This is a genomic window from Streptomyces sp. TOM-9 (assembly GCF_056858595.1).
The window spans coordinates 4604642-4618211 of record NZ_JBXEQB010000001.1 but is presented as its reverse complement, the minus strand read 5'-3'; the positions used below and the strand labels follow the sequence as shown (position 1 = coordinate 4618211).

General features: G+C 71.6%; 10 protein-coding genes and 1 tRNA gene. 6 read left to right on the top strand and 5 right to left on the bottom strand.

What is annotated here, in order from left to right; genetic code table 11:
- The first annotated feature begins 13 nt into the window (after window positions 1-13).
- The 4 genes from AC1VWI_RS21395 (at window position 14) to purM (ending at window position 5232) form a co-directional block, all read left to right on the top strand.
- Window positions 14-799 (top strand): sterol carrier family protein, encoded by a 786-nt coding sequence (locus AC1VWI_RS21395; RefSeq protein WP_499512623.1) that lies wholly within the window; start codon window positions 14-16, stop codon window positions 797-799.
- 29 nt (window positions 800-828) lie between these two features.
- The gene (locus AC1VWI_RS21390; RefSeq protein WP_499512622.1) at window positions 829-2490 is read left to right on the top strand and encodes a hypothetical protein; all 1662 of its coding nucleotides are present in this window, start codon (window positions 829-831) and stop codon (window positions 2488-2490) included.
- A 128-nt stretch (window positions 2491-2618) separates the two neighbouring features.
- Window positions 2619-4136 (top strand): amidophosphoribosyltransferase, encoded by a 1518-nt coding sequence (gene purF, locus AC1VWI_RS21385; protein WP_499512621.1) that lies wholly within the window; start codon window positions 2619-2621, stop codon window positions 4134-4136.
- 28 nt (window positions 4137-4164) lie between these two features.
- Window positions 4165-5232 (top strand): phosphoribosylformylglycinamidine cyclo-ligase, encoded by a 1068-nt coding sequence (purM, locus tag AC1VWI_RS21380; RefSeq protein WP_499512620.1) that lies wholly within the window; start codon window positions 4165-4167, stop codon window positions 5230-5232.
- Between the two features lie 80 nt (window positions 5233-5312).
- Here the strand turns inward: purM and AC1VWI_RS21375 are convergent, their stop codons facing one another.
- Window positions 5313-5681 (bottom strand): DUF3073 domain-containing protein, encoded by a 369-nt coding sequence (locus AC1VWI_RS21375; RefSeq protein WP_499512619.1) that lies wholly within the window; start codon window positions 5679-5681, stop codon window positions 5313-5315.
- A 328-nt stretch (window positions 5682-6009) separates the two neighbouring features.
- The gene (locus tag AC1VWI_RS21370) at window positions 6010-7116 is read right to left on the bottom strand and encodes a Leu/Phe/Val dehydrogenase (protein ID WP_499512618.1); all 1107 of its coding nucleotides are present in this window, start codon (window positions 7114-7116) and stop codon (window positions 6010-6012) included.
- Window positions 7117-7289: 173 nt separating this feature from the next.
- Between AC1VWI_RS21370 and AC1VWI_RS21365 the strand changes: the two genes are divergently transcribed.
- Window positions 7290-8144 (top strand): DUF8083 family protein, encoded by an 855-nt coding sequence (locus AC1VWI_RS21365; RefSeq protein WP_499512617.1) that lies wholly within the window; start codon window positions 7290-7292, stop codon window positions 8142-8144.
- A gap of 483 nt (window positions 8145-8627) precedes the next feature.
- Entirely contained in the window at window positions 8628-8834 is a 207-nt protein-coding gene (gene bldC / locus AC1VWI_RS21360) for a developmental transcriptional regulator BldC (protein WP_003949541.1), read from the top strand.
- A 263-nt stretch (window positions 8835-9097) separates the two neighbouring features.
- Here the strand turns inward: bldC and AC1VWI_RS21355 are convergent, their stop codons facing one another.
- From AC1VWI_RS21355 to hrpA, 3 genes are all read right to left on the bottom strand, one after another.
- The gene (locus AC1VWI_RS21355) at window positions 9098-9307 is read right to left on the bottom strand and encodes a DUF6274 family protein (RefSeq protein WP_499512616.1); all 210 of its coding nucleotides are present in this window, start codon (window positions 9305-9307) and stop codon (window positions 9098-9100) included.
- 137 nt (window positions 9308-9444) lie between these two features.
- Window positions 9445-9519: transfer RNA gene (locus AC1VWI_RS21350), tRNA-Asp, on the bottom strand.
- A 72-nt stretch (window positions 9520-9591) separates the two neighbouring features.
- Window positions 9592-13518: an ATP-dependent RNA helicase HrpA gene (gene hrpA, locus AC1VWI_RS21345; protein ID WP_499512615.1), complete on the bottom strand. Its 3927-nt coding sequence runs from the start codon at window positions 13516-13518 to the stop codon at window positions 9592-9594.
- Window positions 13519-13570 lie beyond the last annotated feature (52 nt).

Below are 13570 nucleotides of genomic sequence, written 5' to 3'. Positions count from 1 at the left end.
GTAGGCTGCGGACATGCCGTCCACCGCCCGCAAGGCCCGCACCTACGACCCCGCCAGGACCCGCGCGGCGCTCACCGCCCAGGTCGCCCATGCCCTGGAGGCCGCACGCGGACTGACGGAGGCTCAGCTGGCCGCGCCCGCCGGGCTGCCGGGGTGGGACGTGCACGCGCTGGTGGTGCACATCGCCCGGCAGGTCGAGGCCGTCGCCGGGGTGGTCGCCGCGCCCGCCCCGGCCAAGGCGGACCTCGACCTCACCACGTGGGCGCGCATCGCCGGCCCGCTGGATGCCGACACCCGTGAGGCCGCCGGGGAGACCGCCGACGCCGCCGCCCGCCTCGAGGAGGCCGCCCGCGGCCTCGCCGGGGTGCTGGACGAGGCGGTGGCGCCCGAGCGCCTGGTGGCGATCACGCTCGGCGCGATGCGGTCCACGGACTTCCTGGTGACCCGGCTCGTCGAACTGGTCGTCCACAGCGACGACCTCGCCGCGGCGACGGGAGTGCCCGTCCCCCTGGAGCGGCAGGCCGTCGCCGCCGTCGTACGGCTCCTCGCGGACACCCTCGCCGTCGCGGCGCCCGGCAACTCCGTCGAGGTCCGCGTCCCGCCGTACGCGGCCGTGCAGTGCGTGCCCGGGCCCCGCCACACCCGGGGCACCCCGCCCAACGTCGTCGAGACGGACCCGCTCACCTGGATCCGTCTCGCCACCGGGCGCACGTCCTGGGCCGACGCCCTGGACTCCGCCGCGGTCTCCGCGAGCGGCGAGCGCGCCGACCTCGCCCCGTACCTCCCCCTGCTGGGCTGAGGCGGTCCCGGCGTCCGCATAATGCGCCGGTGACCTCGACGACCGCCCCGGCCGGCATGCCGGCCCGCCCCTGGCTCTCCGCCGACGCCCGCCGCTGGGCCGCGGTGCGGCTTCCGGGCTGGGCGCGCCCGCTGTGGTGCGCCCCGGTGCTGGTGGCGGCGGTGATCGCGGCGATCGCTCTCGCGGCGGACGACGGTTGCACGGTGGCCGCGCCCTGCGGGCCGATGTGGAGTGACGCGATCGGCACCGTCGGCTTCCTCGTCCACACCCTGTGGTTGTTCGTCCTGCCCGAGGCTGCGGCGCTGTCGGCACCGCTGTTGCTGCTGTGGATGACCCGGCCGGACCTGTGGACCGGCGGCGCCGCGGAGCGCGGCGTGGACGTCGTGGTCGTGGCCGCGCTGTGCTGGAGCTGGGCCGCGGTCCTCGCGCGGCTGCGGGTGCGCCGCCGCCAGCGGGCCCTGGCCCTGGAGGCGGCGGGGGCAGTCGCGCTCCCGGTGCCGCAGCAGGCCGAGCCGGTGCGACGTGGCGTGCTCCGGATCGCCGTCGGCGTGGCGGCCCTGGTGGTCGCGGCGGTGGCCGCGGCGATCGCCGTGTCCGGGGACCGGGCGGACCGGGCGCACGCTGCGGCGGCTGTCCGCGCCGCGGCGGTCGTCGTCGGCAACGGTGCCGAGGACCACATCGTCGTCCGCTTCGGCGACGGCACGCGGCACCGCGTCGCGGTGACGTTCCCGGAGGACCACGACCGTGGCACCGAGGTGCCCGTGCTCGTCGACCGGGGGTGGCTGCGGCTCGCCGCGGAGCCGTACGAGGACCGCACGGGCCTGCAGCTCCTGACGCTCACGGCGGGCGGCCTCGGCCTCTCCCTGCTGCTGTCGGGGGCGCTGTCGGCGCTGCGGGCCCGCTCGGTGCGCCGCGGACCCGTTCCCGTGCTCCGGGTGCTGGCGGGGCGCGAGGACGGCAGGACCGTCATCCGGCCGGTGGACGATGCCGCCGGGGCACCGGTGCTGGCCTACCGCGCGGTCGGACCCGGCGCGTGGGCCAGCGGCGAGGGCGTGCTCTTCGGCCTCCCGGCGGAAGGCGCGGAACTGGTGCTGGCGGCCGCCACAGGCTCCGGCGACCTCCTGGTCGGTGCCACGGAGTCGCCGGCGCGGCGGTGGGTGGCGCCGTCGTCCGGGAGCGGGTCGCCCGACCACGCCGAGCACCGCCGGGAGGCGGAGGCCAGGGTCGCCGAGGCGGCCGCGGCCCTGAAGCCCGGTGCGGGCCCCGTCCATTGGCACGGCGGTGCGGGCGACCGCACGGCGGGCGCGCTGCTCCTGGTGGGCACGGTGGCCTTCCTGGGCTCCGGATTCTCCGGCGGGTCCTGGTGGCGCGCATTGCTGCCGGTCCTGGGCGGCCTGTGGCTGGTCGACAAGGCGCTGTCCATGATCACCTGGCGGATCACCGCCGACGCCACCGGTCTGCGGGTCCGTCGCCATCTGCGCACCCGGCACGTGCCCTGGGCGGAGGTCACCCGTGTCGTCCGCACCCCGGACGGGGAACTGATCGTCCGCCGCGTCGCGGGGCTGGACGACCTCCGGCTCGGCGCGGTCGCCGTTCCGGGATGGGAGCGGGTGCGGCGCCGCCCGTCGGCCGCCACGCGTGCCGCGGCCGAGCTCACCGCCATGGTCCGTGACCCCGGACTGCGCCCCTGAGCAGGCTCCGACCGGGACCACGACCAAGGTCACACGGCCAAGCGCCCCATGGGTTTACGCGCATAGAACGCACTTTTGTCGGGTTCCCTCGTTCGGACGACACGGGAACCTGCCCTAGACTCGGTCCCGTGCCACGTGGTGACGGACGACTCAACCACGACCTGCTCCCCGGCGAGAAGGGCCCCCAGGACGCTTGCGGCGTCTTCGGTGTCTGGGCCCCCGGCGAAGAGGTCGCCAAACTCACCTATTTCGGGCTGTACGCCCTGCAGCACCGCGGACAGGAGTCCGCGGGCATCGCAGTGAGCAACGGCTCCCAAATCCTGGTCTTCAAGGACATGGGCCTGGTGTCCCAGGTCTTCGACGAGACCTCCCTCGGCTCCTTGCAGGGCCACATCGCGGTCGGGCATGCCCGTTACTCGACCACCGGCGCCTCGGTCTGGGAGAACGCCCAGCCCACCTTCCGCGCCACCGCCAACGGCTCCATCGCCCTCGGCCACAACGGGAACCTGGTCAACACCGTCGAGCTGGCCGAGATGGTCGCCGCGCTGCCCCAGGGCAACGGCCGGGCCACCAGGGTCGCCGCGACCAACGACACCGACCTGGTCACGGCGCTGCTCGCCGGGCAGGTGGACGAGGACGGCAAGCCGCTGTCCGTCGAGGACGCCGCCCGTCAGGTGCTGCCCGAGGTCAAGGGCGCCTTCAGCCTGGTCTTCATGGACGAGCACACGCTCTACGCCGCCCGTGACCCGCAGGGCATCCGCCCGCTGGTGCTGGGCCGCCTGGAGCGCGGCTGGGTCGTCGCGTCGGAGACCGCCGCGCTGGACATCGTGGGCGCGAGCTTCATCCGCGAGATCGAGCCCGGCGAGTTGATCGCCGTCGACGAGAACGGGCTGCGCGCCTCCCGCTTCGCCGACGCCCGCCCCAAGGGCTGCGTCTTCGAGTACGTGTACCTCGCCCGCCCCGACACCGACATCGCGGGCCGCAACGTCTACCTCTCCCGGGTCGAGATGGGCCGCCGGCTGGCCAAGGAGGCCCCGGTCGAGGCCGATCTGGTGATACCGACCCCGGAGTCCGGCACGCCGGCCGCGGTCGGCTACGCCGAGGCGAGCGGCATCCCGTACGGCTCGGGCCTGGTGAAGAACTCGTACGTGGGCCGGACCTTCATCCAGCCCTCGCAGACCATCCGGCAGCTGGGCATCCGCCTGAAGCTCAACCCGCTCAAGGAGGTCATCCGGGGCAAGCGCCTGGTGGTCGTGGACGACTCGATCGTCCGCGGCAACACCCAGCGCGCGCTGGTCCGGATGCTCCGCGAGGCCGGCGCCGCCGAGGTCCACATCCGGATCTCCTCGCCGCCGATCAAGTGGCCCTGCTTCTTCGGCATCGACTTCGCCACCCGCGCCGAGCTGATCGCCAACGGCCTGTCGGTCGACGAGATCTGCAAGTCCCTGGACGCGGACTCGCTGTCGTACATCTCGCTCGACGCGATGGTCGAGGCGACCACGATCGCCAAGCCCAACCTGTGCCGGGCCTGCTTCGACGGCGAGTACCCGATGGAGCTGCCGGACCCCGAGCTGCTCGGCAAGCACCTTCTGGAGACCGAGCTGGCCGGCGGCCCCGACGCCGCCGACGCGCTCCGTCGCCCGTAAGCATTCGACGCAAGGACACAACACAGCCATGTCCGAGAACACCGGTGCCAGCTACGCCGCGGCGGGAGTCGACATCGAGGCGGGCGACCGCGCGGTCGAGCTGATGAAGGAATGGGTGAAGAAGGCCACCCGCCCGGAGGTCGTGGGCGGTCTCGGCGGCTTCGCCGGGCTCTTCGACGCCTCCGCGCTCAAGCGCTACGAGCGGCCCCTGCTGGCCTCCGCCACCGATGGCGTGGGCACCAAGGTCGACATCGCCCGCCGCATGGGCGTCTACGACACCATCGGTCACGACCTGGTCGGCATGGTCGTCGACGACCTGGTCGTGTGCGGCGCCGAGCCGCTCTTCATGACCGACTACATCTGCGTCGGCAAGGTCTTCCCGGACCGGGTCGCGGCCATCGTCAAGGGCATCGCCGAGGGCTGCGTGCTCGCCGGCTGCGCCCTGGTCGGCGGCGAGACGGCCGAGCACCCGGGCCTGCTGGGCGAGGACGAGTTCGACGTCGCCGGCGCCGGTACGGGCGTGGTCGAGGCCGACCGGTTGCTGGGCGCGGATCGCATCCGTAAGGGTGACGTCGTGATCGCCATGGCGTCCTCCGGTCTTCACTCCAACGGGTACTCGCTCGTCCGGCACGTCCTGTTCGAGCGGGCCGGCTGGGCGCTGGACCGGGAGGTCCCGGAGTTCGGCCGGACCCTCGGCGAGGAGCTGCTGGAGCCGACCCGGATCTACTCGCTGGACTGCCTGGCGCTGACCCGTACCACCGAGGTGCACGGCTTCTCGCACGTCACCGGCGGCGGGCTGGCCAGCAACCTGGCGCGGGTCGTCCCGGACCACCTGCACGCCACGGTGGACCGCTCGACGTGGACGCCGGGCGCGGTGTTCGGCACGGTCGGCGAGCTCGGCGGCGTGGAGCGGCTGGAGCTGGAGAAGACCCTGAACATGGGCGTCGGCATGGTCGCCGTGGTGCCCGAGGGCTCGGTGGACGCGGCGCTGACCACGCTGGCCGACCGGGGCCTGGACGCCTGGGTGGCCGGAGAGGTCGTGGAGCGCGGCGGGCACGCCGAGGCCGTCGAGCTCACCGGGAACTACGCGGGCTGACCGGCGCGGGGCAGCACGAAGCCCGGTCCGGGCAGCGCCCGGACCGGGTCAGTGGTCAAGCTGGAACGGAATGTGTTGCGTCAAGCGCGACGGCGTTGTGAGGAGGACTGGGACTCGTCGTCCTCGTCGTCGTCCTCGTCGTCGCCGTAGAGATCCGCGTACCGTGCGTACGGGTCGTCTTCCAGCTCGTCGTCATCGTCGTCTTCCTGTACCTCCGGATTGACCGGCAGTGTCGACGATGCGCCCAGCTCTTCGGCCAGACGTGAAAGGTCCGTTCCGCCGCTGTTGTACTTCAGCTGGCGGGCGACCTTCGTCTGCTTGGCCTTGGCCCGGCCGCGCCCCATTGGCTCGACCCCCTCAACGGTGGGGCTCGACGGCCCCGAGTCTTGACACGCGTTCACGATGTGGAACGGGCCCTCACATGAGAGTCCCGGTCCGTAGGACTTCAACGGTACCTGCTTCCGAGGCCGCACGGTACGTCGCCCGCACGACGCGCGTCGGAGCAGGGGCCCGCGATGGCCCCGTCCTGGCTGGTCAATCGCGATTTTACCTTCTTCCGCCGCGGTCTGGCTGCCGGGGCGTGGTAACGGTCGGATGTCCAGCCTGCGGTCCTCGTCACGGAGGCCCGCAGGGAGCCGCCCCGACTCGTGAGGACGCGCGGACACCGTACGTCGGCGGCACCCCGCGGGTGTCCGCTTTGTGATGGACGACACGCCCCCGTCCGCAGGCGGACGGGGGCGTGCCGGAGGGGCCGCGGCACTGCCGGGGCCCCACGGGTCACGGGCGCAGCCAGCTCTCCGCCGGGGTGCGCTCGGCCATGCGCTGCTCCGCCAGGCGGTCGGCGGCGGCGGCCGGCGGGATGCCGTCGGCCGCGGCGCGCTCGAAGATCGCGAGCGTGGTGTCGAAGATCTTCGTCGCCTTAGCGCGGGCCCGCTCGAAGTCGAAGCCGTGCAGCTCGTCCGCGACCTGGATCACGCCGCCCGCGTTCACGACGTAGTCGGGCGCGTAGAGGATCCCGCGGTCGGCCAGGTCCTTCTCGACGCCGGGGTGGGCGAGTTGGTTGTTGGCCGCGCCGCAGACGATCGAGGCGGTGAGGGTCGGCACCGAGTCGTCGTCGAGGGCGCCGCCGAGCGCGCAGGGCGCGTACACGTCCAGCGGTGTCCGGACCAGGACGTCAGCGTCGGAGACGGCGGTTACCTGCGGGTGACGGGAGGTGATCCGGTCGACGGCCTCGCCGCGAACATCGGTGATCACGACCTCGGCGCCGTCCTTGAGCAGGTGCTCCACCAGGTGGTGGCCGACCTTGCCGACACCGGCCACGCCGACCCTGCGGCCGCGCAGCGTGGGGTCGCCCCACTTGGCCTGGGCGGAGGCGCGCATGCCCTGGAAGACGCCCCAGGCGGTCAGGACGGAGGAGTCGCCGGCGCCGCCGTTCTCGGGCGAACGGCCGGTGGTCCACTGCGGGGCGGTGCGGGAGACCACGTCCATGTCGGCCACGTAGGTGCCGACGTCGCAGGCCGTGACGTAGCGCCCGCCGAGCGAGGCCACGAAGCGGCCGTAGGCCAGCAGCAGCTCCTCGGACTTGTCCATGTCCGGGTCGCCGATGATGACGGCCTTGCCGCCGCCCAGGTCGAGGCCGGCGAGCGCGTTCTTGTACGACATGCCGCGGGCGAGGTTGAGCGCGTCCTCGACCGCCGCTTCGTCGGAGGAGTACGCGTGGAAGCGGGTGCCGCCGAGGGCCGGGCCCAGGGCGGTGGAGTGGATCGCGATGACGGCCTTGAGGCCGCTGGCGCGGTCCTGGCACAAGACGACCTGCTCGTGACCGCCCTGCTCCGATCGGAACAGCGTGGTGACGATGCCGGGTGTCTGACGTACGTCGGTCACTGTGGTGACTCCCGAATGTCCAGAGGTCGCCCTCCGGGTGGGTGGGGGAGGGCCGGTTGGCAGAAGACTAGAACCACCCGGCCGTGAACATCTTCCCAGTGTCGTGGATCACTCCCCGTGCCGGAAGCGACGTGGGACGATGCCAGGGCGGAAGCCGTCACGAGGGAGCGGGTGTGGGCTTGTCATCGGTGCTGGTCCCGTACGCGGCGTATCTGCGGGTGTACGAGCCGCTGGCGGCCTTCCCGGAGCCCGATCGCGGCTACTGGTACCGATATGCCGCCCAGGGCGCCCAGCGGTCCGCACAGGACGAACTGCGCCAGTCGCTGGCCGGTCTGCTGTCCGTGCCGCCCGTCGCCGTCCCGGTCCGCGAGAGCGGGGACGCCTTCGTCGCCGTCGTGGACGGCGTGACCCACATCTGCCCCTGGCGCACCCGGCTGCGCGGCTGGCTGGCCCTGTCCGAACTGGTCGAGGAGTTCCCCGCCCCCGTGGTGGACGCCGTGCTGCCGCCGGTCGTGCGCGAGCAGGCGGAGGCCGACTTCACGGCGTGGCGGGCGGAGAAGCCCGAGAACGCCGACGCGCGGCCCTGGATCCGCGGGGCGACGTGGCACGTCCCGGTGCGCTGGTTCGTGCTGTTCGACGATTCCGAGCGTGAGTACGAACCCGCGGGCGCGGGCGAGTCCAAGCAGCCGGTGATGCGTTACCGGACCCCCATGGTGCAGGCCCGCCGGCGGACGGCCCGGGCGCTGCGGGTGCTCAAGGATTCACTCGAAGAGGGACCCCTGATCGACGGCCTGGTAGATGTAGGGCGTTGGCTCGAGGAGTTCCACCCGCGCTCCTTGGTCGAACTCGACTACGGCGGGCTCGTCCACGCCATCGCCCCGGACTCCCTCGCGGGGGACCGGTCCGCCGCCGACGTGGCGGAGGCGCTGGCCGCGCTGCGGGACGGGGACGGCACCCGGGCCGGCGAGGCGTACGAGCGGCTCAGCGACCGTTGGCGGGCCGTCAGGGAACTGCTGTACGCGAGTTGAGGGTCCGTCGGGAGCCGGTCGTGGGGGAGGGACTTTGGTCCTGAGTCCGGCCGACCGGTACCTTTGGCCTAAGCGTGACCTAAAGCACGTTTAGGGGTCTTGCCCTCATCCCCACCCCCCATGACAATATGGGACATCGGGTCCGGAAGGACCTCTTTCCACTCGCTCTGGGTGGAATGTCCGGTATTGCATCCCCTTGAGGTGGGGCTGTGGCTCGTGGGTTGGCTGTGACTGATCGTCACTCAGGCGTGACTGTCCGTTATGGCCCGGTCCATCGGCTTCCGTCGAGCTTAGACACCTCAGAGGGCAAATCCATCGGTTTGGCCGACACGGCTGGACAGATGGTGTAGTTGTAGTGCCAAGGACAAGCCGTTCGTCCTATTACCGACTCGGCCCGCGTCCGCCATTTCGGGCAACGCGGGTCAAGGTGCAGAATTTAGAGGAAAGAACCGTGTTGGTTCGGTTCTCTCGAGGAGGCCGCTCATGACCGCTCGCACCCCTGATGCCGAGCCGCTGCTGACCCCCGCTGAGGTTGCCACGATGTTCCGCGTGGACCCGAAGACGGTCACGCGCTGGGCCAAGGCTGGCAAGCTCACGTCCATCCGCACGCTCGGCGGGCACCGCCGCTACCGCGAGGCGGAGGTCCGTGCACTGCTCGCGGGCATTCCGCAGCAGCGCAGCGAGGCCTGACCTGAACAAACGGGCGTCCACGCGGGGCCCCCAACCCGCCGCAACGCCCGCTCCGAAGGGTCCCTGCCCCCATCAGGGACGCCCGTAGGAACGTCGATCGCACCGGAGTCCGCCGGCTCCGGTGCGATCTTTTTTGTGCGTGTGATGTGTCCGTTTTGTGAGGACTGGGCCCTCTGTCATGAGTGCAATTGCACATATTAAATTGACGGTCCCACAGGAGCCCCCAAGTTCCCTCAGAGCCGGAACTCTTCACGTGACTCCCGTCACATGCCCGACTCTTGTTCCCCTCCGGACTCGTGCGGTAGTGGGACGGCGCTGCGCCGCAGTGCCAGCCGCATCAGCCGGTGGCACACCGGGCAGTGCCGGGTCAGGTGCCGCCGTCCGCCCCCTGCCGCGGCCGCCAGGTGCGCCCGCAGCAGCGCCCGCGTCACGTCCCGGGGCGGCGGGCCCGGGTCCCTCGGCGTCGCGCTCATGTGCCAGGCGTACCACGCGGGAACGGCCGGAACCAGGGGACCCGCACCCTCCGCAACCGCGTCCCGGCTACGCCGTCCACCCCGCGCACAGCAAGAAGGCCCGCGTCCTTCGCTGGACGCGGGCCTTGCTTTCACTGCGGTCCTGACGGGATTTGAACCCGCGGCCTCCACCTTGACAGGGTGGCGAGCACTCCAAACTGCTCCACAGGACCAGGTTTCGCGGCCGTCGTTCCCTGGCCGCGAGGAAGACTGTACAGCAGGTCAGAGGGTGATTGCGAACCCGATCAGCCCCAGGCTTCGTCGAGGGCCTTGAAGATGCGTTTGTCCGAGACGGGGAACGCCGTCCCGAGGGCGTGCGCGAAGTAGCTGACCCGCAGTTCCTCGATCATCCACCGGATGTCGCGCACCCGTTCGGGGACCGGGCGCCCGGCCGGCTGGGCGGCCAGCAGCTCGGCGTACTCGGTCTGGATCTCGCGGACCTTCTCCATGCGCGTGGTGTCGCGCTGGACGCCCGTGGGCATCTGCTGCAGCCGCCGGTCGACGGCCACCAGGTAGCGGAGCAGGTCCGGCAGCCGGCGCACCCCCGTGGCGGTCACGAAACCGGGCCCCACGAGGGCTCCCAGCTGTTCCTTGACGTCCGCGAGGTTGGCCACCAGGGCGAGGCTCTGGGCGGCCTTCAGGCGGCGCTCACAGGCCTGCCAGGCGGCCAGCACCTGGCGCACCTGGGCGACCGTCCTGACGGTCAGCTCGACGAGGTCGGCGCGCACCGAGTCGTACAGCTTCCGGAACGACTCCTCGTCCCAGGCAGGGCCGCCGTGCTCGGCCATGAGCCGGTCGGCGGCCGCGGTGACGCAGTCGTCGAACAGGGCGGTCACCGAGCCGTGCGGGCTGCGCGACAGCGCGAGCTTGTCCTGGTTGGACAGCCGGTCCGCGGCGAACTTCGCAGGGTTGGTGGGCACGTTCAGCAGGATCAGCCGGCGGGTGCCGCGCCACATCGCCGCGGCCTGCTCGGCCTCGGTGTCGAAGAGCTGCACGCCCACGCTCTCGCCCTCGTCGACCAGCGCCGGGTACGCCTTGACCGGCTGCCCGGACCGCCGGGTCTCGAAGGTGCGCGGCAGGGCGCCCACCGTCCACTGCTTCAGGCCCGTGCGCCGCTCGATGCCGATGGAGCCCGCGGCGTCGAAGGCCTTGCTGATCGCGGCCTTGGTCTTCGGCCGCAACTGCAGCTTGAGCGCCTCCAGGTCCTTGTCCTCGGCCAGCTTGCGGCGGCGCTCGTCGGTCACGCGGAAGGTGATCTTCAGATGGTCCGGGACCTTGGCGAGGTCGAAGTCCTCGGCGGTGACGGGCACGCCGACCATCCGCTGCAGCTCCCGCGCGAGGGTCTCGGGGAGAGGGTCCTGCACGGGGACGACGCGGTCCAGGAAGGCCTTCGCGTAGTTCGGCGCCGGCACGTAGTGGCGGCGGATCGCCTTGGGCAGCGAGCGGATCAGCTCGGTGACGACCTCCTCGCGCAGGCCCGGGATCTGCCAGTCGAAGCCGTCCGGGGTGACCTGGTTGAGCACCTGCAGCGGGACGTGGACGGTCACGCCGTCCGCGTCCGCGCCCGGCTCGAACTGGTACGTCACACGGAACTTGAGCTTCCCCTGGCGCCAGGAGTCGGGGTAGTCGTCCTTGGTGACGGCCTCGGCGTTCTCGTTGATCAGCATGGAGTGCTCGAAGTTGAGCAGCTCCGGCTGCTCCTTGCGCTGTTGCTTCCACCACGAGTCGAAGTGCGCGCCGGAGACCACGTGTTCGGGCACCACGCGGTCGTAGAAGTCGAAGAGCGTCTCGTCGTCCACGAGGATGTCGCGGCGCCGCGCCCGGTGCTCCAGCTCCTCGACCTCCGCGAGCAGTTTGCGGTTGTCGTGGAAGAACTGGTGGTGGGTGCGCCAGTCGCCCTCGACCAGCGCGTTGCGGATGAACAGCTCGCGGCTGGTCTCCGGGTCGATCCTGCCGTAGTTGACCTTGCGGTCGGCCACGATCGGCACGCCGTACAGCGTCACCTTCTCGAAGGCCATGACCGCGGCCTGGTCCTTCTCCCAGTGCGGTTCGCTGTAGGACCGTTTCACCAGGTGCTGGGCGAGCGGCTCGATCCACTCCGGCTCGATGCGGGCGTTGACCCGCGCCCACAGCCGCGAGGTCTCCACCAGTTCGGCCGACATGATCCACCGCGGCGGCTTCTTGAAGAGCGAGGAGCCCGGGAAGACCGCGAACTTGGCGCTGCGGGCGCCCAGGTACTCGTTCTTGCTGTCGGTGTCCTTCAGGCCGACGTGCGACAGCAGGCCCGCCAGCAGCGACTGGTGCACGTGCTGGAGGTTGACCTCGTGGTCGCCCTCGGCGAGGTGGATGCCCATCGTCTTGGCGACCGTGCGCAGCTGGCTGTAGATGTCCTGCCACTCGCGGATGCGCAGGTAGTTGAGGAACTCCGTGCGGCACATCCGGCGGAAGGCGGAGGAGGACAGCGCCTTCTGCTGCTCGCGCACGTACCGCCACAGGTTGAGCAGCGCCATGAAGTCGCTGGTCTCGTCGGCGAAGCGGCGGTGCTTCTCGTCGGCCTGCTGCTGCTTGTCCTGGGGGCGTTCGCGCGGGTCCTGGATCGACAGGGCGGCCGCGATCACCATGACCTCGCGGACCACGCCGTTGCGCTCCGCCTCCAGCACCATGCGGGCCAGCCGCGGGTCCACCGGCAGCTGCGAGAGCTTGCGGCCGGTCTGGGTGAGCTTCTGGCCGTCCAGCGCGCCCAGTTCCTGGAGCAGCTGGACGCCGTCCTTGATGTTCCGGGCGTCCGGCGGGTCGATGAAGGGGAAGCGGGCGATGTCGCCCAGGCCCGCGGCGGTCATCTGCAGGATGACGGAGGCCAGGTTGGTGCGGAGGATCTCGGCGTCGGTGAACTCCGGGCGGGACAGGAAGTCGTCCTCGGAGTACAGCCGGACGCAGATGCCGTCCGCGAGGCGGCCGCAGCGGCCCTTGCGCTGGTTGGCGCTGGCCTGGCTGATCGGCTCGATCGGCAGCCGCTGCACCTTGGTGCGGTGGCTGTAGCGGGAGATGCGGGCCATGCCCGTGTCGATCACGTACCGGATGCCGGGGACGGTGAGCGAGGTCTCCGCGACGTTGGTGGCCAGCACGATGCGGCGGCCCGTGCCGCGCTGGAACACCTTGTGCTGCTCGGCGGAGGACAGCCGCGCGTACAGCGGCAGGACCTCGGTGAGGCGCAGCTGCCTCTTGTTCAGGGCGTCGGCGGTGTCGCGGATCTCCCGCTCGCCGGAGAGGAAGACCAGGATGTCGCCCGGGCCCTCGGCCTGGAGCTCGTCCACCGCGTCGCAGATCGCGGTGATCTGGTCGCGGTCGGCCTCGTCGGCTTCGCCGCCCCCTTCGGCCAGCAGCGGCCGGTACCGCACCTCGACCGGATACGTACGCCCGCTGACCTCGACGATCGGCGCGTCGCCGAAGTGCCGGGAGAAGCGCTCGGGGTCGATCGTCGCGGAGGTGATCACGACCTTGAGGTCGGGCCGGCGGGGCAGCAGCTGGGCGAGGTAGCCCAGGATGAAGTCGATGTTGAGGCTGCGCTCGTGGGCCTCGTCGATGATGATCGTGTCGTACTGGAGGAGATCCCGGTCCGTCTGGATCTCGGCCAGCATGATGCCGTCCGTCATCAGCTTGACCAGCGTGCCGTCGCCGACCTGGTCGGTGAAGCGGACCTTCCAGCCGACCGCCCCGCCCAGCGGGGTGCGCAGCTCCTCCGCCACCCGCTCGGCGACCGTGCGGGCGGCGATGCGGCGGGGCTGGGTGTGACCGATCAGGCCGCGGACGCCGCGGCCCAGCTCCAGGCAGATCTTGGGGATCTGCGTCGTCTTGCCGGAGCCGGTCTCGCCCGCCACGATCACGACCTGGTGGTCGCGGATCGCCTCGAGGATGTCGTCCTTCTTCTGGCTGACCGGCAGCTGCTCGGGGTAGCTGATCGCGGGTATGGCCGTGCGCCGCGCGTCGGCCTTCAGCGCGGCCTTGTCGATCTCCGCCCCGATCTCGGTCAGCACGGCCGAGCGGGCCTCGGGCTTGCGGATGCGGCGTGCGCCGTCCAGGCGACGGCCGAGGCGCTGCGCGTCGCGCAGGGTGAGCTCGGCCAGCCGTGTGCCGAGCTCGCCGAATGCGGGGGAGGGGGGCTGCGTAGACATACGCGTTCCAGCATCGCATCCGCCGCGCCCCCCGGGCGAACGCATTACCCCC

Bases quoted from the DNA above. Each gene is read 5' to 3' on its own strand.
- AC1VWI_RS21355 (WP_499512616.1), bottom strand. From the start codon at position 9,307: ATGAGCGCGACGCCGAGGGACCCGGGCCCGCCGCCCCGGGACGTGACG.
- bldC (WP_003949541.1), top strand. From the start codon at position 8,628: ATGACCGCTCGCACCCCTGATGCCGAGCCGCTGCTGACCCCCGCTGAG.
- purM (WP_499512620.1), top strand. From the start codon at position 4,165: ATGTCCGAGAACACCGGTGCCAGCTACGCCGCGGCGGGAGTCGACATC.
- hrpA (WP_499512615.1), bottom strand. From the start codon at position 13,518: ATGTCTACGCAGCCCCCCTCCCCCGCATTCGGCGAGCTCGGCACACGG.
- AC1VWI_RS21395 (WP_499512623.1), top strand. From the start codon at position 14: ATGCCGTCCACCGCCCGCAAGGCCCGCACCTACGACCCCGCCAGGACC.